The sequence below is a fragment of the Myxococcus xanthus genome (assembly GCF_006402735.1).
GTDB lineage: Bacteria > Myxococcota > Myxococcia > Myxococcales > Myxococcaceae > Myxococcus > Myxococcus xanthus_A.
The window spans coordinates 6,642,932-6,667,944 of sequence record NZ_CP017174.1; the positions used below are offsets into that span (position 1 = coordinate 6,642,932).

The window sequence follows — 25,013 nt, forward strand, 5'->3', positions numbered from 1 at the left end:
GCAGGCAGGTGTGGGTTGGCGTGCAGGGAGAAGACCTCCAGCAGGGCACACCGGGACTGCTCTCTGGGAGGGGGCCGAATGTCGACCTCCGTCCAGCGCAGCCGCTGCTGCGGCGAGAGGAGTCCCACGTCCTTCAGCAACACCCACCGGAAAGGACAGCGTCCACTGCTGGCAGGGCATGTGCGGCAGCACCCGCTCCACCAGTTGCACCGCCGTCACATGCGCACGTTTCGCATGACAGGAGGGCCCCCCTCGCCCCTTGCACAAGAAGGCGACGAGAACCGGACCCTCCGCCGGTACGCCCGCCCGCGCTCCTCCACCTGCCCCTCCCCAGCCACACCTCGCCTCCAGCGACGCGGCTGGGACCCGACTGGGCCGCCCGACGCACACCCGCTCCAATTCCCCACGTTCCAGGAGCGCGTAGAGGGTGGCCCGGCAGACGGCCAGTTCCTCCGCCACCTCGTGCACCGTGAGCGTCCGCGACACCACTGGCGCACCACGTCCAATCGAAGCCGTGGAAACGGTGCCAACCTGCAAGGCCCCTGCGCCCTGGGAACCCCAATCCTTTCCGAGGGTTGCGAGCCGCTGACAGGTGCTGCGAGCCCCTGCCAACCGGCCCCACACTGGCTCATGACCGCTCGGTCCCTGGTTCGCCCCAGGAGCGCCCACTTCCCACAATGCCTTGCAATGCCTCGGGAATCTTTCCGGGGGTGTCTACCCATTGAGCGGACTTCACTCCGCGTTGAAGCGAAGGCCACGACCGGCATAGGGCCGTCCAAACCTGTGCGGTTGTTGATACCCGGCCAGCGGTTACAGTGCGCGCCATGCAAGCCTCCTGGAAGCGCAACACGGCCCTCTTTCTGGGCAGCCAGGCCCTCTCACTGCTCGGCTCCTCCCTGGTGCAGTACGCGCTCCTGTGGCAGGTCACTTTGCAGACGCGCTCGAGCGTCATGATGACGCTCTACATCGTGGCCGGATTCCTGCCCACGTTCCTCCTCTCGCCTTTCGCGGGCGTCTGGGCGGACCGGTACGACCGCCGCAAGCTCATCGTCCTCGCCGATGCGATGATTGCGCTGGTGACCCTGGCGCTGGCCGTGGTGTTCACGTTGCGCGGCACGGAGCTGTGGCTCTTCTTCCTGGCCGCGGCGATCCGCTCCGTGGGTACGGCCGTTCAACAGCCGGCGGTGGGCGCGCTGCTGCCGCAGTTGGTGCCCGAGGACCAGCTGATGCGGGTCAACAGCATCCAGGGCACCCTCCACTCGGTCAACATGTTGGGGGCGCCCGCGCTCGCCGGCTTCCTCATGTCCGTGGCCCCCCTGCAGGTGCTCTTCTACATCGACGTGGTGACAGCGGCCCTGGCCATCACCTTGGTGACGCTCTTCGTTCGGGTAGAGCCGCGTCCCCGCGCGCCAGAGCAGGAGGGGGCCTCGCAGCTGACGGAGATCCGCGACGGCTTCCGCTACATCCGCGGCCACGCGCACCTGGTGCCGTTCTTCGGCTACCTGGGATTCATCATGGTCCTCATCACTCCGGCCGCATTCCTCACGCCGCTGCAGACGGCGCGAAGCTTCGGGGACGAGGTGTGGAGGCTGACCGCCATCGAAATGGTCTTCTCGGTGGGCATGATGATGGGGGGCGCAGCGCTCGCGGCGTGGGGCGGCTTCAGCAGCCGCATGCGGACGATGGTCGCATCCAACGTCATCATGGGCGCGTGCACCGTGGCCCTCGGCGTGGTGCCTCACTTCGGGGTGTACCTGGCGGCCATGGGGATCTTCGGCGTGGCGCTGCCGCTCTACAACACGCCCGCCACGGTAATGCTCCAGGAGCGCGTGGAGCCAACCTACCTGGGCCGCGTCTTCAGCGTGATGACCATGCTCTCCACCGCGCTGATGCCGATGTCCATGCTGCTCTTCGGGCCCCTGGCAGAAGTAGTCTCCATCGAGCGGCTCCTGCAGGTCACCGGCGTGCTGGTGATCCTCCTCGGACTGCTCACGCCGCTACACCGCCGGCTGATGTCCTTCGGCGAGCCCAAGTCTCCCCCAGTTGAGTCCCAGGAGCTGGCCAGCTGAGGGCGTGAGGGGCACCACATGGGGGCGGCCGCCGCACGGGCCTGCCCCGAAGAACTTCTGGATGCGACCTACGGGGAGCGTGAGCAGCGCATCAACCGCAAGCCACGGCCAGCCAAGGCAACCCGTGCGATGCGCCGCGGCCCGCGGGTATCCGACCTGTCGTGCGGAACCATGTTTCCGTCGAAGCACAGAGTCGTGATGCCCGCTCCTGGGAGTCAGACACTGTGCTCAAGCGATTCTGCCATGGGCTGTCAGACCAGCGCCGCCATCAGACCACCCCATCATCAGGCGCGGCCTCGGCGCTTTCTTTTCGTTCTCCTGGACCAGAAAGGACTTCCATCAAATGATGGCCAGTCCAATGGGTGACGTACCTGACCGATGGCCCATGCGGCGACTTCCGCTCCAGTCTCGCCGCTGACCACGGCGCCTTTCGCAGCCAGACGGTGCCAACTCCCACGCCGCACACCGGTCAGCAGCGCGGCGCGGCCTCCACGGGCACCGCGTCGCGCGAAGACGCAGCGGGCACCCCCTGGAAGTCACTGGGGCCGCTCCGCATCGAGAGGTTCGACGGCGCCAGCAGTGCCTCCGCCCGGGCGCGCGTCCGCGCGATGCACACCGCCATCAGTCGCCCCAGCTCCACCTGGGGCAGCACGCCGTTTCGCGCGAGGAAGTCCTCGTCGACCCCTGGGATACGAGGGAGCGCAGGCGTCTGCTGCGACTCCAGCGCCAAGAGGGCCTGGCGCAACGCGTCCTTCGCCCTCCGGCCGCCCCGCTGCAGGGCGAAAGCGATGACGTCCCAGGCCAGCTCCGCGTGCCGCCCCTCGTCCTCGGAGATGACCGACAGGGTCTCCCGCACGACAGGGTCTGAGGCCCGGCTCGCGCCTTCGCCCGCGACCAGGGAGGCCATCCCCTCGGCCAGACATCCATCCAGCAGCGAACCGCGCACCAGCCGGGCCCAGGTGTCTCCTGAATCCATCGGGGAAGGCGGCGTACTTCCCTGTCCAAGCTCCGGAATCGTTCCGGCCGTCCAGCCCACCCCCGAGTAGGCGCTGGCGAGCGCGAAGCACCGCCTGGCGTGACGAATCTCATCCAGCGCCGCCAGGTGACAGTCCTCCAGGAGCTCCGAGGGCGCCCCCAACGCGGAGAGCTTGAGCGACAACTTCGAGAAGGCGGGAACGGACGCGTGTTCCAGGCCCGCTGAGTACATCCATACCTCCCCGAGCACCGTTCGCTGCCAGGGTGTGAGTCCCGAAACATCCGGAACGGCGTCATCCGCCCAGCCCGCCCCCAGTGCCCGGCGAGCCACGCGCGTTCGACCACGCAGGCGAAGGACCCTCCCCTTCGTAAGGTTGGTGGTGCAGAGCAGGTGGACCAGAAAAACCAGGCCCCCCACCGGCACAGCGGAGACGAGTGCCATGACGCCCCCGAGGACCCTCAGGCCCCAGGGCTGGCGCTTCTGAAGCATGAGGATGAGTCCCCAGACGAAAGCCACCACGAACAGGAGGACAACGAGAATCACAGCCGCGGCATCCATGGCCAACCCTTTCGAGAGTCCGCGGCGACGCGCCCCCGGTCTCACGAGTGTCGTCGGCAATGCACCGAGAATGCCAGCGCCGTTGGCCCTTCCGAGAAGGCCCGGGCGTGCACGGGGTGGCGCGGTCGCAGCACACCTGTGCACGCCGCTACACGGTGGACAAGGGCCGGTCGGGCGCATGCGGGGAGGTCGCCGTCGACCATCCCTCGCATGAGCCCTCCTGCGGCGCGCTGGGGTGAGTCCCCACGAGTGACTGCTCGACTCACGTCCAACGCACACACACGCCATCACTCAACCGTCGGCGCACAGTTCTGAGCCTCGCCCAAACAAGGCTCGGCATACACCACATCGACATATTGGGTGCGCGTCCCGGTATGCGCCGCCAGACGGCGACACTCACAATAGGTTTCCCCAACCCATGTCGTGAAGGTCGCCTCGCTGCAGTAATTATACAGAGCGTTCTCCAGGCAGAGAAAATCAGTATCCACACCCTCGACCTGGGGTGCAGCTGACTTCGCTGCCTCAGAAACGCGCTCACCAGCCCCCAACAGCAGTCCCATCGACGTCAAGAGCACCGCGGACAGTCCAGCCATGACCCCACCCAAGAGAGTTGGATGGAACCGTACGCAGTTCAAGACCACACAGCAAAGCCAGCAAATCAAAACAAACACTACTCAACACTCACATCTTGAGCCACTCCCCCATCACGCCTTGCGATAGCGGCCGCCCCATTCGGAAGGACTGCGGCGGAATCAACCCGTCCACCCAAGGGGTTCACGCCCCATGCAGACACCCGCGCTTGAACGTTCTTGCCTGACTTGAATCAACCCAAAGATTGACACGCTGGAGTCGCCACTCGCAATGTCGGCCCGTCGCTGCCATTGGCGACCCGGAGAGCGCCTGGCAATGAACGAGCGCAATGGCTCACACACAGACGCGGATCGCCGGCCATCGCACCGTCCACGACGCACAATGCAAAGGAACGTTCCATGTCGAAATCGAATCAGTCCGCGCCACCCATTTCTCGCCGCAGCCTGTTGCCAACACTCGCCGCGCTCGCCCTGGCTGTCGCCGCGCCGGACGCCAGCGCGTACTCGGCGATCTACGGCGGCGGCCCGTTCTATTCCGGCGGGACCCCGGTGATGAACGACCTGCGCAGCTCGGGTTTCACCACGGTCATCCTGTGGAGCTTCCACATCGAGGAGAACGGTGACCTGATCTACAACGACATTCCGGTGGTCAAGAACGGCGCCTACATGGGCGACCCTGGCTGGCCGGCCCGGCTGGCCACGCTGAAGACCGCGCCGACCTCGGTCAATCGCATTGAAGTGTCGATCGGCGCCTGGGGTGTTCCGGACTTCGAACGCATGATTCGACTGGTCAACGGCACCGCGCCCGGCTGCGGAACCACCGTCGTCTGCGGAACCGGAAGCAACAGCATCCTGTACAGAAACTTCCAGGCGCTGAAGGCCGCCACCGGCGCCGACGCGGTGAACTTCGACGACGAAAGCGCCTACGACCTGGCCCCGACCACGACCTTCAGCCAGATGCTCATCGGGATGGGCTACAAGATTACCTTCGCGCCGTACACGCAGCAGACGTTCTGGCGGAACCTCAGGAACAACCTCGGCAGCGCCGTCGATAGAATCTACCTGCAGGTGTACGCCGGCGGCGCCGGCAACAACCCGGCGAGCTGGAACACCGCCATGGGCATGACTGTCGCACCGGGCTTGTGGTCCAGGCATGGCAGCGGCTGCGCGTCGGGCGACAGCCCGTCCACGGTGCAGACCCGGATGAGCAACTGGAAGTCCAGCGCCGGCATCAGCGGCGGCTTCATGTGGTTGTACGACGACATCCAGCAGTGCAGCGCGCAGGGGACGAGCGCGCAGTATGCGGCGGCCATCAACACCGCCGTCAGCGGCAACACCCCACCGGTGGCGAACTTCGGAGTCACCGTCAGCGGCCTCACCGCGACCTTCAGCGATACGTCCACCGACGCGGACGGAACCATCGCCTCGCGCAGCTGGAATTTCGGCGACGGCAGCACCTCCACCGCGACCAACCCCTCGCGCACCTATGCAAGCGCCGGCAACTACAACATCACCTTGACGGTCACCGACAACGGCGGCGCCAGCCATACGAAGTCCCAGGCGGTGTCCGTCGGTTCGAGCTACGCCAATCTGGCGTTGAACAGGCCCACCACCAGTTCGGCCCCCTGCAACAGCGCCGAATCGGCCGCCAAGGCGGTCAACGGCAGCGTCTCGGGCGGCACCACCGACAAGTTCTGCTCACTGACCTCGCCGGCGTGGATGCAGGTCGATCTCGGTACGGCGCAGACGGTCAGCAGCTTCACGATCCAACACGCGGGTGCGGGCGGTGAATCGACGGCTTGGAACAGCAGGGCGTTCACCATCCAGACGTCGAGCAACGGGTCCACTTGGAGTACGCCCGTCACGGTGAGCAACAACACTGGCAGCACTTCGACCCATGCAATCACGGCGACATCGGCGCGTTACATCCGGCTCAACGTGACGACGCCGGCTCAGAATAGCGACCCAGCGACGCGAATCTACGAGTTCGAAGTTCGCTGAACTGTCGGCAATGAAGCCGGCCCTCGGCACCACGAGGGTCGGCTTCGTGCCTGTGCCTACTCCAAGCAGGCATCGGCGAAGACGGAGCGAATCACACTGGGCATCGACGGGTCCGACCTGCGCGGACATCAGGGGCTGAACGTACACAAGCCGCCGCTGCAGTTCCACCTGAACGCATAAGTGAAGTGATATCCGTCGCCGACCGCGTCCGTGACGTCCCATCGATGATTGCGGATGTAGTAATCGGTGCTGCCGCAGGCAACGAGTGGAGGACACGTCCAGTAGGTGCCGCTGTATTGGTGGAACGAAAACCATTCTCCGGCGGCAACGTTCCAGGCAGCTTTCACAGAAGACTCGTACGACACCCAAAGCCCGACAGTCCCCCGATAGGGCGCGAGTTGGGTGAAGGACGTCTTGGCATTCGCGGCCGCCCAACCGTTACCCGTCACATTGGACCAGCAGTCGACGAAGTCCCCACCCTTGTAACAGACGCTGTCTCTCCAGAAGGGGCCGTCCGCGCTCGTCAGGGGTTGAGTCACGGACGAGAAGCCGTCTCTCCCCTGCTCCCCAAGGTCCGGTGCGAATCCCCCTGATGATTCCAGATTGGGAGCCGCTTCATCCCGCACGATGACATGGGCATCATCAGGGACAGCACGGCGCGATTCGGCGCTGACCAACGCCGTGGGCGGCGTGGCGCCTCGCGTCAACTGGCGATAGAGTTCGACGGCGGAGTGCCTGGCAACATCACCGTCACGTAAGACACGTCCATCCGCTACGGGGCCCCGCTCCACGACGAGGATGCCGCCGGGCTGCAAATCGTAGAATTCGATGAAGTGCTCCCGTGACACCTCGACACGAGCAAGCAGCTGATTGAGCTCATCGAGCTTCGGCCGCAGTCGCCGCGAGGCCTCCACCGCGGCCGCCGGATCGGACTCATAGAGTCGGTCGATGCGCTGGAACGACAGTCGCGCTGCACTCAGCGAGGACGGGCTGAGATCGATTGGCGCTTGGGTCTCTTCGAGTCCGTCACCGCACCCTGCTGACACCAGACTGGTCATCAGCAGAATCCCCAGCCGAAACGCGCACTTGCTCTTCATGATGTATCCTCCTTGGCTCCGGCTCCCAAACGATGCGCCGCCACCGTGCCTGTGAAATGCCGCGCAAATCCTGGCTTGAACATGGAGTACTTGGAATTCACTAAAATTAGGGAGATGCTCGGTCCTGCGCGAACCGGGAGATCCCATGAGCGGTGGCACCCTTCGAAGCCCGCAGGTTCATGCGCTCGTGCGGCTCATCAACGAGGCACATGAGTTGCCAGCGAGAGTGGCGACACGGTCCCGGCATCTCCTCGTCGGGCTGTGTCGCATTCTGGGCGCAGAGGCCGGAGCGTGCGTCTTGGAGCGCGACTTCAGACCGGGAGGACATGTCGGCTTCACGGAAATCGTCCTGGAAGGGTGGAGCGGGAGCGCGGTGTCCGCGCTCGAGGCGCTCCGGAGGATGGGAAGTGCCTGCAACCCCGCCATTCGCTCATTGATGGAGCGCGGCTCGGAGCCCGGCACCCTCGTCACCGCGATGCGCCGGGAACTGGTGGAGGACTGGAGTTGGTATGGCGCCCCCTATGTCGAGCATTATCTGCGCCCCACGGGGCTCGATGACTCTGTGTATTCAAGCCAGTGGTCCGGGCTCCCGGGGGTGGTGCGGGGTATCGGAATCTACCGTGAGCGGGGCGGCCGCCCCTTCGATGCCGCGGACCGAGAGCTGCTGCATCTGTTCCACGCCGAGTGCGGAGCCATGTTCGACCCGCCAGGGCCCTCGAAGGTAGAAACGCCGGCAGGCTGGCTGGCGCCTCGCGAACGTCAAACGTTGGAGTTGCTGCTTCAGGGACTCGGAGACAAGCAGATCGCGGCTCGGCTCGGCATCAGTCGCTTCACCGTGAATCAGTACACGAAAACCCTCTACCGCCGCTTCGGAGTCCAGTCGCGGGCGGCGCTCATCGCACAGGTGCTCGCACGCGATGAACCGGAGACCACGACTGCGCTCCCCTCACGGCAAGTCCCGCCAGATGGACAACCGAAGCTCGCACGCGCATCCGACGGTCAGTAGCCGTGTTGAGAGCGGCCGTCTTGAATGAACCAGGGCAGCAGGCCTCTCCACGGCGGCGGAGGCGCGCTCCGCGCAAGGACGGAGTGCTGTCACACGGTGACGCTGCGCACGTTCACCTGTTTGCTTCACCCGGAGCGAAGGCGGGTAGATATGGGCACAGGAGCGAGAGCCACCAGCGAAGCCGCGAGCACTGGAACCGTGGGCGCGTCCACCCTGGACGGGCCTCCCGCACCACGCCCCGCCGCCCAGGAGACGCCCGTCTTCCCCGTGCCCGGATGGGAGCGCTACCAGGGGATGCGTTTCCTCGGTCAGGGCGGCATGGGGCAGGTCTTCCTCGCGTATGACCCACGGCTGCGCCGCCATGCCGCGCTCAAGCTCGTCCGGGGCCAAGACTCCGGGCTCACCCGGCGCATCCTGTCCGAGGCCCGTGCCCAGGCCCGCGTCGAACATGAGCGCGTCTGCCAGGTGTACGAGGTGGGAGAGGTCCAGGGACACGCATTCATCGCCATGCAGTACGTGGACGGCCTGCCGCTGAATCAGCTCGCGGACACGCTCACCGTGGAGCAGGTGGCCCTGCTGCTGCGGGATGCCGCCGAGGGCGTCCACGCCGCGCATCGGGCCGGCCTCATCCACCGCGACCTCAAGCCCGGCAACATCCTCGTCGAGCGCACCGAGGACGGCCGCCTCAAGCCCTACGTCATGGACTTCGGGCTGGCGCGCGACTGGAAGGAGCAGGGCCTCACGGCCACCGGCGCGGTGCTCGGCACGCCGCACTACATGGCCCCGGAGCAGGCCCGCGGCGAGGTGTCCCGGCTGGACCGGCGCGCGGATGTCTACAGCCTGGGCGCCACGCTCTACACGGTGCTCACGGGGCAACCGCCCATTCCGGGCGACAACGGACTGGAGGTGCTCAGCAACATCGCCACCGTCGAGCCCCGCCCGCCGCGCGCGCTCAACCCTGCCCTGCCCGTGGACCTGGAGGCCATCGTCCTCAAGTGCCTGGAGAAGGACCGCGCCTCCCGCTACGACTCCGCGCGAGCCCTGGTCGAGGACCTGGACCGGTTCCTCGCGGGCGAATCCGTGCGCGCACGCCCCACCGGCCCGGGCTACCGGCTGCGCAAGACGCTGCGTAAGCACCGCATCGTGGTGGGCGTGGCCTCGGCGGCGCTGCTCACCGTGGCGCTCGCCGCCGTCCAGGTCGCCCTCACCCGCCAGGAGGCCCTCCAGCGCGAGCACCTCTCGCGCCGGTTCACCGAGCGCGTCGAGCGCATCGAGGCCCTGGCCCGCTACTCCGGGCTCTCGCAGCTCCACGACATCCGCGCCGACCGCGAGGCCCTCCGCGGCCACATGCGCGCGCTGGAGGCCGAGATTCACGAGGCCGGCGCGCTGGCCGTGGGTCCCGGCCACTACGCCCTGGGGCGCGGCGCGCTGGCGCTCGGCGACGTGGCCCAGGCCCGCGAGCACCTGGAGGCCGCCTGGAACCAGGGTGTCCGCGAGCCCCGCGTCGCCTGGGCCCTGGCCCTGGTGATGGGGCACCTGTACCAGGAACAGCTCCTGGAGGCGGAGCGCTTGCGCGTCCCGGAGCAACGCGAGTCGCGCAAGCAGGACATCCAGCGGCAATACCGCGCGCCCGCGCTGGAGTGGCTGCGCCAGAGTCACGGCGCCGACGTGCCCTCCCCCGAGTATGTCGCCGCGCTGCTGGCCTTCTACGAGGACCGGCTGGACGAGTCCCTCACCCAGCTCGACGCGATGAAGGACCGCCTCCCCTGGTTCCACGAGGCCCCGCTGCTCCGGGGCGACATCCTCCAGGCCCGCGCCACCCGGCGATGGAACCAGGGTGACCGGGAGGGCGCACTGGCCGACTTCGAGGCCGGCCGCCGCGCCTACGCCGCAGCCGCCGCCACCGGCGAGAGCGTGCCCGAGGTCCACCGCTCGCTGGCGAGGCTCGAGTACACCGCGATGGTGATGGAGCTCTACAGCCAGGGGGAAGTCCTCCCGCCCTTCACCCGCGGGCTGGAGGCTGTCTCCCGCGCGCTCCAGGCGGACCCGGACTTCGGGCTGGCGCGCGTCCTGGAGGCGCGCTTCCACAACCGGCTGGCGGAGTTCCGCATGAGCCGGGGCGGTGACGTGGAGGAGCCGCTCGACAAGGCCCTCACGGCCGCGCGCGCCGCGATGCAACAGGTGCCCGAGCCTCCCCGCGCGCGCATGGAGCAGGTCCAGAGTCTCTGGCGCCGCGCCCGCTCCCTCCAGGCCCGGAGCCTGGACCCCAGCACCCCACTCCGCCAGGCAGTGGAGTTGCTGGAGCGCATTCCCGAGAAGGACCGGGACTACGAGTTCCACGCCACCCGAGGCATCGTCTTCAAGATCCAGGCGGACTACGACGACGAGAAGGGCGAGGACTCGCGCGCCCACCGCGCGGAGGCCATCGCGTCCTATCGTGAGGCCATCCGGCTCGACGAGCGGATTCCCGACGCGTGGATCAACCTGGGCATCGCCTACCTCACGCGTGCCACGCTGCCGCGCGCCGAAGCGCCCCTGGCGGACCTGGAGCAGGCCCGCGCCGCGCTGGATACCTCGCGCAAGCTCAACCCGCGCAACTACGTGCCCTACTTCCTGGGCGGCACGCTGAACCTGCAGCTCGCCCAGCGGCGCCGGAATCAAGGAGGAGACGAAGGGCCGGACCTCGCCACCGCGCTGGAGTTCTTCGACGGCGGCCTGCGCATCAACGCCCGCATCGCCCAGTTCCACAACGGCCGCAGCGCGGTCCTCCTGGAGCAGGCGCGAGCGGCGTGGGACTCCGGCGGCGCGCCCCTGCCCCTCCTGGAGCAGGCCGTACGGGCCGCGCGTCAGGCCATCGAAGTAGCGCCCCAGCAGGGCTTCGGCCACCACAACGTCGGTGAGGCGCACGCCGAGCGCGCCACGTACCTCGCGCGCTCCGGCAAGGACCCACGCCCCGACCTCCAGGCGGCCGAGGCGGCCTACCAGCAGGCCAGCGCGCTGATTCCAGGCGGCGCGCACTACCCGGCCAGCCTGGCCCGTGTCCATGTCCGGAGAGCCGCCTATGCGCTGGAGAACGCGGGCGACCCACGCGCGAGCCTCGACAAGGCCGAAGCGGCCCTACGCCAGGCCTTCGAGCGCGGCCCCCGGGAGCCCCTGGCGTGGCTCGTCCAGGGCGAAGCGCGTGGGCTGCGGGCCCGCTGGCTCGCGCGCCAGCAGCGCGCCCGCGCCGAGGACTTCGGGGAGGCCGCACACTCCTTCGAGAAGGCGCTCGAATCGGAGCCCCAGCGCCTGGACTATCGCGTCGCCTTCGGCCACTTCTGCCGCGAATGGGCCGCGTGGCGGAGGTCGGCGGGACTGGAGCCCCGCCCCGCCCTGGAGCGGGGCCTCGCGCTGGCGGACGAGGCACTGGCCGCGCGCCCTCGTTGGGAGGACGCGCTGCGCCTGCGCGCCAGCCTGCGTGACGCGAGCGGGACGGCGAATGGGGCCGTCGAAACCTCGAGCGGCCCCTCAGCTCACTGACATGCCTTGCCGCCCGGGCCAGGGTCTGTTCCCACCTCCAGCGTCCCGGTCCGCGAGTCATCCGGCAGTTCGGGGCACCCATTTACGGCGGTCACGGTGTACCTGCCCACGACCAGGAGGGGCATATCCCCCTCCTTCTCGGGAAGCAGCGACATGGGAGGTTCCAGCTCGGGTCCATCCACCTTGATGACCACCTCCGTCTGGCAGGCATTGATGAACCGGACAGTGCCTCCCTTTGAAAGGCAGTGGTCCGGAGCGAAGTGGAGTCCGTTTGCATCGAATTGGACCTTCACTTCGCGATGAAAACACTTGCATGAATAGGACTCTGGCAGCGCCTCCTGCGCGGCCACGGAGGTGTCGCCGACCATGACCCCGACGAACGGAAGCCCGAGCATCAGGCCCGGCACCAGGACGTGCCTCATTCGACTGCGCACCATCTCTCTTGGATTCATCACAGGGCTCCCAGGTCGGACTCAGGCACGAATGCCGGATTTACCTGAAACTCAGCACCCCGCGCTGTCAACAGCATTCCAGCCCGAGGAGACTCCCTAGGCGAGCCCAAGCTCCTTCACGCGACGCCCCAACGCCCGCTTCGACACCTGGAGGCGCCGGGTCATCGCATCGAGGTCCCCCTCGCAGTCATGGAAGCAGCGAGCGATTTCCTCGGCACTCAACGCGCCAGCGGTTCGCAAGGTCGGGCTTTTCTCTATCAAGTCGTAGATGGAGGACCGGTGGATGCGGAGCTGGTCGGCCGCGGCCTGGAAGTCCCAATCCTTGTCGCGGAGGGCGGCCAGCAGCTCCTCCTCGGGAATCTCGGAAGGCTTGCGACGGGAAGCGGCCCGGGCATCCACGGGAGCCGAAGCGCTGGCGGGCCGTCCCGGAGGCGCCACCTTCGCCAGGGCCAGCTCCTGTTCGAGCTCTGCGTCGAGCCGCAGGCACGGCTGGCCACGGTTGCCGATAACAAGCTGCCGCACCACGTTGCGCAGCTCTCGGATGTTCCCTGGCCACGGGTGGCCCATCAGTCGCGCGGCCAGCGCCGGCGGAAGCCAGGGCTCCACGTGAGGCTCCGGGGGCTCCAAGCGCCACGCCTCCCCTAGCGCCTCCAATTCCGCGCGAGCGAAGTGGCGGAACAGCAACCCGATGTCCTCGCGCCGCTCCCGCAGCGGCGGCACGCGGATGGAGTAGCCCGCCAGCCGGTGCAGCAGCGGCGCCTTGAAGCGCCCCACCTGAATCTGTTCCTCCAAGTGCGCATCCGTCGCGGCGACCAGCCGCACGTCCACGGTGATGGGCGTGCGGTCGCCCACCGCGTAGAGCTGCCCCGTCTCCAGCACGCGAAGCAGCATCACCTGGACCTCGGGAGGCGCCTCGCCCATCTCATCCAGGAACAGCGTCCCCTCATGGGCGGCCTGGAAGAAGCCGGGCTGGTCTCTCACCGCGCCGGTGAAAGCCCCCTTGCGTGTGCCAAACAGCTCCGCGGCCGCCAGCTCGCGAGGGATGGCGCCCAGATTCACGCTGACGAAAGGCTTGTCCCTGCGCGTACCGTGCTGATGGATGGCCCGGGCAATCAGCTCCTTGCCAGAGCCCGTCTCGCCGCGAACGAGCACCGGCACGCCAAGGTCCGCCACCTGGGTGATGTGCTGGCGCACGCGCTGGAGCCCCATGCTGCTGCCCACCATGCCTAGCGCGTCCGCGTCCTCCCGCGCCGTGGGGTCCGTCAGGTGCAGCACCAGCAGCACGCGCCCGGCCAGTTCCAGCGGCACCCCCGCGGCCACCTCCGCCGCCGGCAACTCCCACGGCTCGCGCAGCACCTCGCCGCCAATGACCACGCGGCTTCCATCGCTCGGCTCCAGGCGGATGCCACCATCCGCGCCCGGAGCAAAGGTGAGCGGCTTGCGGCTCAGGTAGGGGTCGGCCAGGTGCAGGCCAAGCGCGCTCCCGGGCCGAATGAACTCCGGCTCGTTGCGGGACAGGCGCACCGGGCGGCCCGCCAGCAGCGCCTCCAGGAACAGCCGCTCACCGACACGGCGCATCTGCGGGTGAGAGACGACGGTCAGCGTGGGGACGAGCCGGGAGCCCTCCGTGGTGAGCGGGCGTCGGGAGGCATCGGCCGTGGAGTGGTCCCACGTCGGGGGACGGGGCTGGGAAGGCACGCTCCAAAGCAAAGCAGACTTCCGGCGACGCTTCCACGCGTCGACTGCCGGGCTCCACGCGTGGAACCCGCCCTCTGCGCCTGGAAGCCCATGACTACGGAGGAGGCAGCGGCTGCCAGTTCGGGTCGGGCCAGACGAAGGGGTTTCCACCTGATCCCGGGGCCGCGTTACCGAAGTAACGCTGGCAACCCGCGACGTTCTCCGAGCGCCCCAACAGCTCCCAGAAGCCAGGACAGACGTCCCGAGGAATTCGCGTGCGGCAGACCGCCATCGTCCGCTCACCCGCGTCAGGCGGCGCGTAATAGGCGCTCACGAAGTTCCAAGCGATGCGCTGGAGGGCCTGGACGGTCGCCGCGTTCGCGCCAGCAGGCCCCGTGGCGCCCTCGGGCGACTCCCGGAACACGGACGCATGGTGGACCGCGGCCATGTAGTACGCCCCCAGGCTCGTCAAGTGGACGTTGTCGCTGAAGAGCACGTTGAGCTTCTGCGACGTCGTACCGGTGATGCCCGGCACCTCGTTCGCGATGACGCGCTCCACCAGGTCGACCAGCGCCGCGCTCCCCGGGAGCGCCACCACGCGGTCCGCACGCCCATCCGACTGCAACGTGAGGTTGACCTTGGAGGACACACACTCCCAGGCAACCCGAGCGTTCTTCTCGTAGGCAATCCACCGGGCCGGGTTGGCTTTATCGATATCCAACCACGTGTGATAGAAATACGTCACGGCTTGCGGATTCCCGGCAATCAACCGGTCATGGAAGTGCCGCAAGTAACCGACGGTGTTCTCCCACTCGATGGTGCCCAGGAGGTCATGCCGCTCGGTGATGAGGAGGGTGTCGTATCGCTCCCCTGGGCCCAGCGTCTGGGGAGACAACAGCTCCTGGACCACGTTCATGTTGGAGCCCACGCGATTCTTGCCCTGGCGGTACCCTGCCCATCCGCCATTGCCCCAGGTCCGCACCCGGAGGGGTGAGCCAATCACGTTCTGCTGGTTCCAGTTGAAGTCCTTGCCCAGGCTCGTGGCGATGCCGTCGAAGTGGTCGGGCATGGGGTTGTCGAGCAGGCTGTGTCCGGAGAAGAAAACCCGGGCGCTCGTGACGGGGGGCACCGTGCCGGGCTCCCCCGCGTCCGAGCTGCCGGCATCCGGGACTCCCGCGTCCTCCGCCCCCGCATCTGGCTCCGTGTCGCCGCCGTCCGGGGACCGTACGCCCGAATCAGCGGTGCCAGGAAGCGCGTCGTCGGGAACGTCCTGACTGGACTGCCCAGCACACGCCAGCCCGAGGGAGACAACCAGAAGGGTGCATGGCTTCAGCCGGAATGCATACATCATTCAAGTCCTCATCGCTGAAACGACGGTTCCATCCCACCGCGCCACCCTACTGGAGCGGCCACCTGCGCTACTCCAGAATAGACTGGAAGCCACCGATTCAGTCATTCTGTCCCTTCTCCAAGGAGGCACAAATGAAGATGGGACGCATCGCAGTGGGCTTCGTGGTCGGTCTCGTGTCGATGGTGGGCTGTGGTGGCCAGACGCAGGACGCACCGGGCACGGACGTGGCAGCCGAAGGCCTCGATCAATCCTGTGTGTATGCTTATTTCGAGTGTGGCTATCGCGGCCACCAGTATCCCTACGCCTGGCCTGCGACCTGCGCCGTCGGAATCCATACGCACCAGCAGGCCTTCGCGGCCTGTCTCGCGGAATGCCCCTGGATGTGCGTCGACACGGGGGATACCGGCACGGAACCGTAGGCGGAAATCCCTGTCACGGAAATCCGCTACAGCAGAGAGCACGGTACAAATGAAGCACGGCGGGCACGCGGAATCGCCATGACCCCCTGTCCAGACATGAACGGCGCAGGCATGCCATGTCACTGGATTGACGGAAACGCAAACCAAAACACCGCCTGAAATCCAAGCCCCCCCCATAACGGAAGGGCATCCACTTCCTGGAGCGAATTCTGACAGCAATGGCGGCGCCAATTCAGGCGTGACCGGCATACCGGGAGGTTGCACATGGAGCATTGCTGGACTCCTACAACCCAAGCGACTCCAGCGTCGGTCACACCATCGACATGTGGGTGATTCGGACCACGACCCTGGCTACTTCGCCGTCTCCATGGGGACGAGCACGTACACGACGTGGCCCGGCGAGTCATCGACTTCGACCGCAGCACCCAGGCGGTCGTCGGTCCCTGACGAGCGCTGCCCGCACCGGGCGCGGCGGTGGGCCTTGAGAATCATGCGAACAACTCGCATGATTCGAGCACAGCACGCGCCATGATGCACACGCTCTATCGGCCCCACGCGCCTCTCGACAAGTTCGTGGACTTCTTCTGGGCGTCCGCCGGCTACGTCGCACAGGCGCCACGAGAACGTGTGCTACCGTCGGGCTCGCAGTCCCTTATCGTCCCTCTCGGCGCCATCCCACTGCGCGTCTACTCCAGCGACCAGACGGACGAGGCCGCTGAAATCCGGGGCGCGGTCGTGAGCGGCGCGCGAGGCAGCCCACTGACCATCGCGGCCGTGGCTGGCCCGACCGCCGGTATCCACTTCAAGCCCGGCGGCGCGCGCGTCTTCTTCGACGTGCCCTGCAACGAATTCGCGGAACAAGTCGTTTCGCTGGATGCGATATGGGGCGCGTCGGCGCACTCACTGCGCGAACGGCTGATGGAGACATCCTCGCCGCGCGAGCGCATGCGACTGCTGGAAGAACACCTCCTGCACCGACTGCGCCGGCCCGTCGAACCAGGGCCCGCGCTTCGTGCGGCGCTGGCCGCGTTCGAGGAACCCGACCTCACGTCGGTCGCTGAAGTCAATCGCCGCACGGGGCTCTCCCCCAAGCGCCTGTTGGCCCTGTTCCGCGAGGAAGTCGGCTTGAGTCCGAAGACGTACTGGCGCGTTCGACGGTTTCGAGCGGCGCTCCTCGACGTCGAACAGGGCGCCTTGCGTGGCGCCGCGTTGGCCGCCGAGCACGGCTACTTCGACCAGGCCCACTTCCTTCGCGAGTTCCGGTCGCTCGCCGGCGCAAGCCCCCGCGAGTACCTAGCAACGCGCGTCGAGGGCACCGACCACGTGGCGGTCTCCGGGTAAAAAGATCCAATCCACGGCGGCTGTCCCGGCGTTTCCTTGGCGTCATGGAACCGAGTGAACGCCTCCCACAGCGCGTGCCGGCAGGCCCGGCATGGACGGAACGGTCGCACCCCAGCCGCAGGGGCCCCCACAGAGGGAGGCGAGCATGAGCGCCGACTCCCCCACCACGCGGGCCGAGGAACGTCCTCTCAGGGGCCTTGGGGCGCTTCTCGGACCACAGGGGCCGCTCGTCGCCGGGGCCGCGCTCTCGTCGACGTTGGCGGCGGCCCTCGCATTGGTGCCGTTCTTCGTCGTCGCACGCATGGCGACCTCCATCTACGCGACCCCGCCGGACCTCGACGCGGTTCGCGCGCTCGCCCTCCTCGCCGCGGGTGCGCTCGCGTTGCGTTACATCCTCGTCGCCGCCGCGAACATGCTGGCGCACGTCGCCGCGTTCCGCATCCTCCATGACCTGCGCGTGCGGCTCGCGAAGAAGCTCGGCGCCGTTCCGCTTTCGTTCTTCAGCCATCGTGGCGCGGGAGAGCTGAAGAAGACGCTGATGGACGACGTGAACCAGATCGAGGCGTTCGTCGCCCATCACTTCCCGGATGCGGTCACCGCGCTCGCCGTCCCACTCGCGACAGCCGTCGCCCTCCTGTGGATTGACTGGCGCATGGCCCTCGCCAGCCTCGTGATGGCGCCGCTCGCCGTCGTGGCGATGGCGGTTGCCATGCGCGAGGTCGGCAAGGCCCATCAACAGTGGAACGAGCTCCAGAGCCGGATGAACCGCTCGCTGCTCGAATACCTGCGGGGTATCCACGTCATCAAGACCTTCGGCCTGTCCGCGCGGCGCTTCAGCGACCTCTCGCGCTCCATCGAGGAAGGGCTCTCGTGGATGGAGGGGTTCATGCGCACCAACGGCCGCGGCTACGGCGCGTTCGGCGCGCTCATCGGCTCGAGCCTCGTCGTCCTCGTCCCCATCGGCGGTTGGCTCTACACGCGCGGCACGCTTTCGCTCGAGTCGCTCGTGCTCTTCCTCGTCCTCGGGCCACAGCTCCTCATGTCGATGATGCGACTGATGTTCGCGTGGGGCAACGTTGACCGCATCCAGGCGGGCAACGCGCGCATCCAGGCCATCCTCGCGGCACCCGACCTCGAGACTCCCACGAGCGCCGCGCGGCCCACGCACGATGGCGTCGCGTTCCGCGGCGTCAGCTTCCGTTACGAGGACGGCGGTTCGGAGGTCCTCCGCGACGTCTCCTTCGAGGCGCCCGCGGGCAAGGTCACGGCACTGGTCGGACCTTCGGGCGCTGGCAAGACGACGCTCGTGAGGCTCGTGCCCCGGCTCTGGGAGGCGACGAACGGCGCGGTTGAACTCGGCGGCGTCGACGTGCGCGCGCTTCCGCTCGACCAACTGCTCTCCCACCTCTCGATGGTGTTCCAGGACGTCTTCCTCTTCCACGGCACTGTTCGCGAGAACCTGCGTCTCACTCGGCCTGATGCCACCGATGCGCAAGTCGATGCCGCATGTCGCGCCGCGCGTGCGTACGACTTCATCCAGGCGCTTCCCAGGAAGTACGACACGCTGCTCGGCGAGCGCGGTGCCCGCCTCTCCGGGGGTGAGAAGCAACGCCTGTCCATCGCGCGGGCGCTCCTCAAGGACGCCCCGGTGCTGCTGCTCGACGAGGCGACGGCTTTCGCCGACCCCGAGAATGAGGCGCGCATCCAAGAAGCGCTGTCCGAGCTGTGCGCGGGGCGGACGGTGCTCGTCGTCGCGCACCGGCTTTCGACCATCGCCACCGCGGACCACATCGTCGTCCTCGACGGCGGGCGCGTGAATGACCAGGGGACACACGACGAATTGCTCGCGCGCTGCGCCTTGTACCAGAAACTCTGGCGCAGTCACACCGAAGCGCTCGACTGGTCACTGGGCGAGCCGGGCACTCCTGACATTCAGACGGAGGTGGTGTGATGCTCAGGGAACTCTTCATGCTCGGCGAGCGGCTCGCGGGCCGAAAGGACGCACGTCTCCGGCGCGGCCTTCTCTTCGCCCTTGCCGAGGCACTCGCGGTCGCCGCGCCCTACGCACTGGTCCTCTTCTTCGTTCGCGAAGCGCTCGAGCACCGGCTATCGATGCACCTGACGTGGTGGCTCACCGGCGGCATCGCGCTCTCAGTGTTGCTGCGCCTGGCGTTCTCGATCGGAGCGATGTCCAACATCTTCGTCGCCGCGCATGCGCTCATGGGGCAAGCGCGCATCCGCACCGCCGACCACCTGCGACGCCTGCCCATGGGGTTCTTCACGCAGCGAAGGAGCGGTGAACTGGCAGGCGTGCTCACCACCGATGTCGCGCTTGTCGAAGACGTGTGGTCGCACACCATCGGCATCTTCACGGCGAGCTTCGCACTGCCGATGCTCGTTGGTCTCGGCCTCTGTTTCCTCGATTGGCGCCTGGGGCTCGTCATCCTCGCCGCCCTACCGGTGGCGCTCCTCGTGCTGGCCGCGACCACGCCCCTCTTCGTGCGTGAGTTCGAAGCCGTGCTCGAGACATCGGCGGATGTAAACGCCCGCGTCGTCGAATACGTGCAGGGCATCGCCGTGCTTCGGGCGTTCGGCCGGCACGGCGAGGTCTACCAGCGCTTCGTGAAGGCAATGGAGCGCCTGCGCGACGCCCTCATTCGCGCCGATGTCTTGCCCTCCCCGCTGCTCGCCGTGTTCGGCTTCGTCGTCGAGATGAGCTTCGTCGCGGTGGCGTATGCAGGAAGCACTCTGGCGTTGCGCGGCTCGATTCAGCCCGGGGTGCTGCTCGTCTTCCTCGTCGTGACGGTAGGGGTCGTGCGTCAGGTCGCGGATCTCGGAGTGGCACTGCTCATGCTTCGAGCGTCTCAGCGCGCGCTCGGTCGCGTTGATGGGCTGCTCGCGGAGAAGCCGCTCGCGGAACCGTCCGCGAGAGCGGCGTCGATCCAGAAGTTCGACGTGGAGGTCGACGCCGTGTCATTCGCGTACGAAGACGAGACCGTGCTCGACGGTGTCTCGGTGACGTTCCCCGAGCGCTCGCTGACCGCGCTCGTCGGTGCCTCGGGCTCAGGCAAGTCGACGCTGGTCCACCTCGTGGCGCGGCTGTGGGACATCCCGCGCCAGGGTGCCATCCGCATCGGGGGCGTCGACATCCGGGACATTCCGTTCGAGGAACTGCACCAGCACATCGCGATGGTGTTCCAGGACGTCGTCCTCTTCTCCGGCACCATCCTCGAAAACCTGCGCGTTGGACGGCCCGACGCCTCGCTCGAGGAAGTCCAGCGTGCAGCGCGGGCAGCGCGCGCCCACGACTTCATCACCGCCTTGCCGAACGGCTACGACACCCTGCTCGGGGAAGGAGGAGGAACCCTCTCGGGGGGTGAGCGCCAGCGCTTGTCCATCGCACGCGCCATCCTCAAGGACGCCCCCATCGTGCTTCTCGACGAGGCCACTGCCTCCGTCGACGCGTCGGCGGAGGCTGAAATCCAGCGCGCCATCGACGAACTGGTCAGGAAGAAGACCGTCGTCGTGATCGCACATCGGCTGCGCACCGTGCGGCGGGCGCACCGCATCATCGTGCTCGACAAGGGGCGCGTCGCGGAGTCAGGCACGCACGACGAATTGCTCGCGAAGCGCGACGTCTACGCTGCGCTCTGGCTGGAACAAGAGCGGGCCAAGGGCTGGCGGCTCGCGGCGAGCACGCCCTCCCGAGCCACCGCGGAGCAGACCTGACGTGAGCCTCACCTTCACGCCAGGTTCAGAGCCGTTCCGGGCGGACAGCGCGATACAGTGGGAGTCGCGCTCGGGCTGGAATTCGCTCCCGCGGGTCCTCAGCGCGTCCCGAAGCCCGAGCCCTTCGAGACCGTCCAAAGCAGTCGGATTTGCGTCGCACGTTGACGGATGGCGTCGGAAACGCTGCCGAACTCGCCCTCGCGATTGGCAACGAAGGCTTCGAGCGCCACGCCGTGTTGCCCGGCGAGCAGGAGCTCGGCACGCGCGGTGGCATAGGTGATGAGCTCCACGCCCTCTCCGAGGAAGGCGCCTGAGATGAGATAGTTGCGCACGGACACGCCGACGCGCCCGACACCCCGCCGCACCAGGCCCAGCTCGAAGGCCGACTGCGCCCCGGGCCCGAAGTGGTAGTCACGGGCGGACTCCGGCGAGGTGAGACCGCCGCCATGGCCAAACGGCACCCCGGCCATGTTCGCGGTGACGTCCAGGGTGAGCTGAGGCGTGAGCGGAACCTGCGCCACGCCGCCGATGCCGAGGCTGACCGTGGAAACGCGCAGCGTGTTCGGATTGGCGAAGTCGTAGCCCGCCATCAGGCCCCAGAGTCCCGAAATCGAGCGGAGCTTGAAGCGGTCGCCGTAGAGAAGCCCCCGGCTGAAGAAGCCCACCGTCAGCGTGTCGCGCGAGAAGCCCATGCGCGCGGTGAGGGTGAAATAGTCGAAGGGCTGGTCATAGTCGCCCGTGGTGAGCTGCGGGGGGCCGTAGACCATTTCGACGCCGAGGTGCCCCTCCAGCTTGTTGGGAACATCGAAGCGCGTTCCATCGATGTCGTTGTAGTTGTCGACGTTGCTCGTGAAGCCAGCCATCAACTGGAGGAAGTTCCCCTGCACCGGGAGGAAGTCGTTCTTGCGGCGGCCGAAGAGGTATCGGTTGATGCCGCCCACGGGTTCGACGAGCAGTGAGAGCACCGAGCGCGCCACCGTGGGTTCGCCTTCGTCGAGAATCGCGAGCGCGGTGCGATGCAGGACCTCGCCCAGCACGACGCCCCCGATGGACGTTGTAATGAGGTCGTTCGTGGATGGAGTCTCGGACTCCATGAACAGCTCCCACAACACGCTTGACGCGACCGTGAACGGGACCGAGCCCCAGAAACCGAAGCCGCTCGAGCGCGCCGCGGTGTAGGCCAGCGAGCCCTGGTAGGGGTGCCCGAGCGCATTGGTCGCGAACGCATCCTCGTCCCACACCCAGCCATCGGTGACGTTGCGACGCATGGTCTCCAACGAGATGTCCGCGTAGGGCTTGCCGAGGAGCTTCGCCGTCCCCCAGAAGATGGCGTGGAAGGCGCCCATCTCCACGATGGGCACGACGAAATTGCGCCCTCCTCCGTCCGGCGCGTTCCAGATGGCGCGGCGAGGCGGATGCACGAGCTCCGGCACGAGGAGCCGGGGCTCCGCGGGAACGGCCTCGACGCACTCCTCCGACGCCAGGGGGGCATCCGCGGGCGCCGCGCCTGCCTCGCCTCCTGAGACGAGCGCGAATACAAGGAGCAGACCTGAGACGCGATGCACGAGGAACTGGTTCATGGCGTGCATCGGGCTCTAATTGCTCCCGGGAGCGAGTGCACGCACCAACCGCTGCAGGTGCGAAGCGAGCCACGAATCCAGCGCAAGTGAAGAACTGTTTCCGATGGCACCGAACACTCGTGATGAACCGAAGTCGAGCCAGGCAGGCGGTGCCGGACTCGAGGGAAAGCAGGCGAGCAGGTTCGCCCGTCAGCGACCTTCCCTGGAGGCCGTGGTGCATCGCGCCGCCGCGTCAACGCTCCTGTGACATGCGGTGAACTCCAGCTGACGCGTGGCTCCATCAGGCCATGCGAGGAGGTTCCATGGAGCGTCGCTCCCTGGGACGGACGGCACCTGCAGGGGCTCCGCTCCGAGTTCGTCCTCTCCACCAAGTGCGGCTACGGCGTGCCAGGTATGGAGGACTGGATGCCCGAGTGCATCACCCGTGGCGTGGACCAGGCCCTCATGCGCTTACGCACCGACGTGCTCGACGTGGTGCATTTCCAAGGGAAAGGTCCGCGCGGCCGCCGACTCCGGTGACAACGCCGCCATGGAGTACGCGGTCGAGACCGGTGCCTTCTCCGTGGTTGGGGAGTGCGCCCTGGCGTTTCGCGGAGCGTCCCAGCGCGCATGACCTCGGCGAGTACAGGCACTGGATGCGGCCCCTGGCGCTCGACTCGCGGGGCCTGGACTGGAGCGATGTGGCCCTGCGCTTCGCCGCACCCGTCCCTGGCGTGTCCACCTGCATCGTGGGCACCCGGAGGCTGGAGCACCTGCGGCGAAACATCCGGACGCTGGAGAAGGACCTCTGCCCTCGGACTTCGTGGAGGCCATCCGCGACGCGTTCCGCCGGTGTGGTGCGGGTTGGGATGGGATGATTTGAGTCTGCACGTCAGTGGCGCTTCCGCTGAGGGACTGCTCGGTGCGGCCTTTCATGTGTTCCGGTGTGCTCGTCCGTTCAAACGCCTGGATGCCGCTGGGCATCCGGGCCAGTCCCGGAAACATCGTGAAAGCGCGGCTGAAGCGCTGGAGACGGCCTGCAACAGTGTTCGCGGCATATGGACACGTCCGCCTCGATGCAACGAAGCTGTGACGCAGAAGGCCGGGCCCCCTCGCATCTCCGCGAGGAACCCGTGAAAATCAACGAAATGAACCTGCGACTCTCGATACGCTCCCTGTTGATACTTTCCCTCGCGGTCGCTCCCGCACTTTCTGGCTGTGGTTCCGATGACGTCGCTCCGACGCCGGACGCGGGTGTTCAGCCCGACGCGGGCATTGAGCCGGACGCGGGTACCGAGCCCGAGCCGGATGCAGGCACGGAGCCGGACGCGGGTACCGAGCCGGACGCGGGCACGGAGCCCGACGCGGGTACCGAGCCGGACGCAGGCACGGAGCCGGACGCGGGCACTGAGCCGGACGCGGGCACCGAGCCCGACGCAGGCACGGAGCCGGACGCAGGCACGGAGCCGGACGCGGGCACGGAGCCGGACGCGGGCACCGAGCCCGACGCAGGCACCGACCCAGACGCAGGCACCGACCCAGACGCAGGCACCGACCCCGACGCGGGCACCGACCCAGACGCAGGCACCGACCCCGACGCGGGCACCGACCCCGACGCAGGCACCGACCCCGACGCGGGCACCGACCCCGACGCGGGCACCGACCCCGACGCAGGCACCGACCCCGACGGAGGCACCGAGCCGGATCCGTTCACCGTCTGCGAGGGCGAGTGCAAGGAGACCGCAATCACGATTCAGCTGGGTGGGAACCAGCGCCTCTTGACGAGCGCCTACTTCGGCTACGAAGAGCCGGAGAACCCGGAGGATCCGTGGGAGCTGTGGATCGAACTCAACAACGGCGCGCCGGGTGAGTGCCCCACCGCGGAATCGGAGCTCCCACCGCAGCTTGTCAATGTCCACGCGGTGAGGGTGCCGGTGGACGCGACGCCGCAGGTAGGCTCCGCGCCAGGCGAGCCGACAGCGACTCTCGTCGACTTTGAGGGAGTGCTCACGACGGCGTTCTTCCTGCACAGCACGAGCCTCACCTTCACGCCCGTGGCGGCCTCGCTCTGCCCCACCTGCGTCCTGGGCGGCACCCCTCCCGAGTCGCACTTCGTGGCCTTCGACGTGAACGGCCTCTACGGGAATGGCGCCCTCACCGGTCACGGATACGCCACCTACTGCCCCACGCTCGACTCCTTCAAGGGCAAGAAGTAACCGCGGTCCGGCTCGCCTGACGGTGAGTCGGAGCTGCCCAGGCCCCTGACACAGGGGCCTGGGCCCACCGAAGCGTTGCGCTGCCAGACGACGGCGAGAGCACCGGCCCCCCCCACGCATGGAGGGAAGCCGGCACGTCGGCATTGCGCCGCATCAGGCCGAGTTGGAGCCTGCCCTTCGCGCAAGGCTCGCTGGCCAACCGCCATTTCCGCACGGCACACGAACCCGCGCCGGTATTCTCCCGTCTATTTATTCAATACACGGGCAGATATCAGATTTGGCGATATTCACAGGGAAGCGCTACTCAGCGGCATGCTCAAAGCGCGTCACGGAGTCCCTCTCCCAATGAGTCTGAGGAAGGTACGCCGGGTGTCATTGACCGCGGTCTTCCCGTAGCGCGCCATCTGATTCTGCTCGGAGGTCCTTTCACCCTTGAGCTGGAGGCTCCTTCCG

Annotated in this window: 18 protein-coding genes and 1 pseudogene; 10 read left to right on the top strand and 9 right to left on the bottom strand. The window is 67.5% G+C overall.

Going from position 1 to position 25,013, the window contains the following annotated elements:
• Positions 1–354 precede the first annotated feature (354 nt).
• A pseudogene (locus BHS09_RS40130) lies at positions 355–669 on the bottom strand (helix-turn-helix domain-containing protein); the annotation flags it as partial.
• A 155-nt stretch (positions 670–824) separates the two neighbouring features.
• Between BHS09_RS40130 and BHS09_RS27100 the strand changes: the two are divergent.
• The gene (locus BHS09_RS27100) at positions 825–2,069 is read left to right on the top strand and encodes an MFS transporter (RefSeq protein WP_140794383.1); all 1,245 of its coding nucleotides are present in this window, start codon (positions 825–827) and stop codon (positions 2,067–2,069) included.
• Between the two features lie 469 nt (positions 2,070–2,538).
• On the opposite strand, the gene BHS09_RS27105 is transcribed toward BHS09_RS27100, so the two are convergent.
• Positions 2,539–3,276, bottom strand: a complete 738-nt coding sequence (locus BHS09_RS27105) for a ferritin-like domain-containing protein (RefSeq protein WP_201799738.1) — start codon at positions 3,274–3,276, stop codon at positions 2,539–2,541.
• A gap of 614 nt (positions 3,277–3,890) precedes the next feature.
• Positions 3,891–4,196, bottom strand: coding sequence for a hypothetical protein (locus BHS09_RS27110; RefSeq protein WP_140799488.1), 306 nt, complete (start codon positions 4,194–4,196; stop codon positions 3,891–3,893).
• Positions 4,197–4,592: 396 nt separating this feature from the next.
• Here BHS09_RS27110 and BHS09_RS27115 point away from each other — a divergent pair, with 396 nt between their 5' ends.
• A complete protein-coding gene (locus BHS09_RS27115; RefSeq protein ID WP_237079844.1) occupies positions 4,593–6,194 on the top strand; it encodes a PKD domain-containing protein in 1,602 nt (533 codons plus the stop codon).
• Between the two features lie 128 nt (positions 6,195–6,322).
• On the opposite strand, the gene BHS09_RS27120 is transcribed toward BHS09_RS27115, so the two are convergent.
• A complete protein-coding gene (locus BHS09_RS27120; protein WP_140799490.1) occupies positions 6,323–7,291 on the bottom strand; it encodes a hypothetical protein in 969 nt (322 codons plus the stop codon).
• Positions 7,292–7,589: 298 nt separating this feature from the next.
• Here BHS09_RS27120 and BHS09_RS27125 point away from each other — a divergent pair, with 298 nt between their 5' ends.
• Both BHS09_RS27125 and BHS09_RS27130 read left to right on the top strand, forming a co-directional pair.
• On the top strand, positions 7,590–8,297 hold the full coding sequence (locus BHS09_RS27125) for a helix-turn-helix transcriptional regulator (protein ID WP_237079845.1): 708 nt from the start codon (positions 7,590–7,592) through the stop codon (positions 8,295–8,297).
• 198 nt (positions 8,298–8,495) lie between these two features.
• Positions 8,496–11,816, top strand: a complete 3,321-nt coding sequence (locus BHS09_RS27130) for a serine/threonine-protein kinase (protein ID WP_161605177.1) — start codon at positions 8,496–8,498, stop codon at positions 11,814–11,816.
• Here the strand turns inward: BHS09_RS27130 and BHS09_RS27135 are convergent.
• The 3 genes from BHS09_RS27135 to BHS09_RS27145 all read right to left on the bottom strand — a co-directional run bounded on the left by BHS09_RS27135 (position 11,810) and on the right by BHS09_RS27145 (position 15,296).
• Positions 11,810–12,238, bottom strand: coding sequence for a hypothetical protein (locus BHS09_RS27135; RefSeq protein WP_140799493.1), 429 nt, complete (start codon positions 12,236–12,238; stop codon positions 11,810–11,812). The genes BHS09_RS27130 and BHS09_RS27135 overlap by 7 nt on opposite strands.
• A gap of 126 nt (positions 12,239–12,364) precedes the next feature.
• A complete protein-coding gene (locus BHS09_RS27140) occupies positions 12,365–13,966 on the bottom strand; it encodes a sigma 54-interacting transcriptional regulator (protein WP_237079846.1) in 1,602 nt (533 codons plus the stop codon).
• A gap of 94 nt (positions 13,967–14,060) precedes the next feature.
• The gene (locus tag BHS09_RS27145) at positions 14,061–15,296 is read right to left on the bottom strand and encodes a single stranded DNA-binding domain-containing protein (protein ID WP_261344751.1); all 1,236 of its coding nucleotides are present in this window, start codon (positions 15,294–15,296) and stop codon (positions 14,061–14,063) included.
• Between the two features lie 131 nt (positions 15,297–15,427).
• On the opposite strand from BHS09_RS27145, the gene BHS09_RS27150 reads away from it, so the two are divergent.
• Positions 15,428–15,715, top strand: coding sequence for a hypothetical protein (locus BHS09_RS27150; protein ID WP_140794389.1), 288 nt, complete (start codon positions 15,428–15,430; stop codon positions 15,713–15,715).
• A 351-nt stretch (positions 15,716–16,066) separates the two neighbouring features.
• On the opposite strand, the gene BHS09_RS38670 is transcribed toward BHS09_RS27150, so the two are convergent.
• Positions 16,067–16,207 carry a hypothetical protein gene (locus BHS09_RS38670; RefSeq protein ID WP_161605178.1) on the bottom strand — a complete coding sequence of 47 codons (141 nt, stop codon included), beginning with the start codon at positions 16,205–16,207 and terminating at the stop codon, positions 16,067–16,069.
• Between the two features lie 36 nt (positions 16,208–16,243).
• Between BHS09_RS38670 and BHS09_RS27155 the strand changes: the two genes are divergently transcribed.
• The 3 genes from BHS09_RS27155 to BHS09_RS27165 all read left to right on the top strand — a co-directional run bounded on the left by BHS09_RS27155 (position 16,244) and on the right by BHS09_RS27165 (position 20,785).
• Complete coding sequence (locus BHS09_RS27155; RefSeq protein WP_140799494.1) at positions 16,244–17,056, top strand: helix-turn-helix domain-containing protein; 813 nt, start codon at positions 16,244–16,246, stop codon at positions 17,054–17,056.
• A gap of 145 nt (positions 17,057–17,201) precedes the next feature.
• Positions 17,202–19,007, top strand: coding sequence for an ABC transporter ATP-binding protein (locus BHS09_RS27160; RefSeq protein ID WP_140799495.1), 1,806 nt, complete (start codon positions 17,202–17,204; stop codon positions 19,005–19,007).
• The gene (locus BHS09_RS27165; protein WP_140799496.1) at positions 19,007–20,785 is read left to right on the top strand and encodes an ABC transporter ATP-binding protein; all 1,779 of its coding nucleotides are present in this window, start codon (positions 19,007–19,009) and stop codon (positions 20,783–20,785) included. Before BHS09_RS27160 ends, BHS09_RS27165 begins: the two co-directional genes overlap by 1 nt.
• 98 nt (positions 20,786–20,883) lie before the next feature.
• Here the strand turns inward: BHS09_RS27165 and BHS09_RS27170 are convergent, their stop codons facing one another.
• On the bottom strand, positions 20,884–22,365 hold the full coding sequence (locus BHS09_RS27170; RefSeq protein WP_237079847.1) for a DUF3943 domain-containing protein: 1,482 nt from the start codon (positions 22,363–22,365) through the stop codon (positions 20,884–20,886).
• A 635-nt stretch (positions 22,366–23,000) separates the two neighbouring features.
• On the opposite strand from BHS09_RS27170, the gene BHS09_RS39590 reads away from it, so the two are divergent.
• Entirely contained in the window at positions 23,001–23,222 is a 222-nt protein-coding gene (locus BHS09_RS39590) for a hypothetical protein (protein WP_237079848.1), read from the top strand.
• Positions 23,223–23,477: 255 nt separating this feature from the next.
• Positions 23,478–24,560, top strand: a complete 1,083-nt coding sequence (locus BHS09_RS27180; RefSeq protein ID WP_237079849.1) for an MSCRAMM family adhesin SdrC — start codon at positions 23,478–23,480, stop codon at positions 24,558–24,560.
• Positions 24,561–25,013: the final 453 nt, after the last annotated feature.

What these genes read in the sequence shown, in the direction of transcription:
- BHS09_RS39590 (WP_237079848.1), top strand. Translation starts at nt 23,001, where the DNA reads ATGCGGCCCCTGGCGCTCGACTCGCGGGGCCTGGACTGGAGCGATGTG.
- BHS09_RS27145 (WP_261344751.1), bottom strand. Translation starts at nt 15,296, where the DNA reads ATGATGTATGCATTCCGGCTGAAGCCATGCACCCTTCTGGTTGTCTCC.
- BHS09_RS38670 (WP_161605178.1), bottom strand. Translation starts at nt 16,207, where the DNA reads ATGATTCTCAAGGCCCACCGCCGCGCCCGGTGCGGGCAGCGCTCGTCA.
- BHS09_RS27155 (WP_140799494.1), top strand. Translation starts at nt 16,244, where the DNA reads ATGATGCACACGCTCTATCGGCCCCACGCGCCTCTCGACAAGTTCGTG.
- BHS09_RS27110 (WP_140799488.1), bottom strand. Translation starts at nt 4,196, where the DNA reads ATGGCTGGACTGTCCGCGGTGCTCTTGACGTCGATGGGACTGCTGTTG.
- BHS09_RS27105 (WP_201799738.1), bottom strand. Translation starts at nt 3,276, where the DNA reads ATGTACTCAGCGGGCCTGGAACACGCGTCCGTTCCCGCCTTCTCGAAG.
- BHS09_RS27160 (WP_140799495.1), top strand. Translation starts at nt 17,202, where the DNA reads ATGAGCGCCGACTCCCCCACCACGCGGGCCGAGGAACGTCCTCTCAGG.
- BHS09_RS27150 (WP_140794389.1), top strand. Translation starts at nt 15,428, where the DNA reads ATGAAGATGGGACGCATCGCAGTGGGCTTCGTGGTCGGTCTCGTGTCG.
- BHS09_RS27165 (WP_140799496.1), top strand. Translation starts at nt 19,007, where the DNA reads ATGCTCAGGGAACTCTTCATGCTCGGCGAGCGGCTCGCGGGCCGAAAG.
- BHS09_RS27170 (WP_237079847.1), bottom strand. Translation starts at nt 22,365, where the DNA reads ATGAACCAGTTCCTCGTGCATCGCGTCTCAGGTCTGCTCCTTGTATTC.
- BHS09_RS27120 (WP_140799490.1), bottom strand. Translation starts at nt 7,291, where the DNA reads ATGAAGAGCAAGTGCGCGTTTCGGCTGGGGATTCTGCTGATGACCAGT.
- BHS09_RS27135 (WP_140799493.1), bottom strand. Translation starts at nt 12,238, where the DNA reads ATGAGGCACGTCCTGGTGCCGGGCCTGATGCTCGGGCTTCCGTTCGTC.
- BHS09_RS27100 (WP_140794383.1), top strand. Translation starts at nt 825, where the DNA reads ATGCAAGCCTCCTGGAAGCGCAACACGGCCCTCTTTCTGGGCAGCCAG.
- BHS09_RS27115 (WP_237079844.1), top strand. Translation starts at nt 4,593, where the DNA reads ATGTCGAAATCGAATCAGTCCGCGCCACCCATTTCTCGCCGCAGCCTG.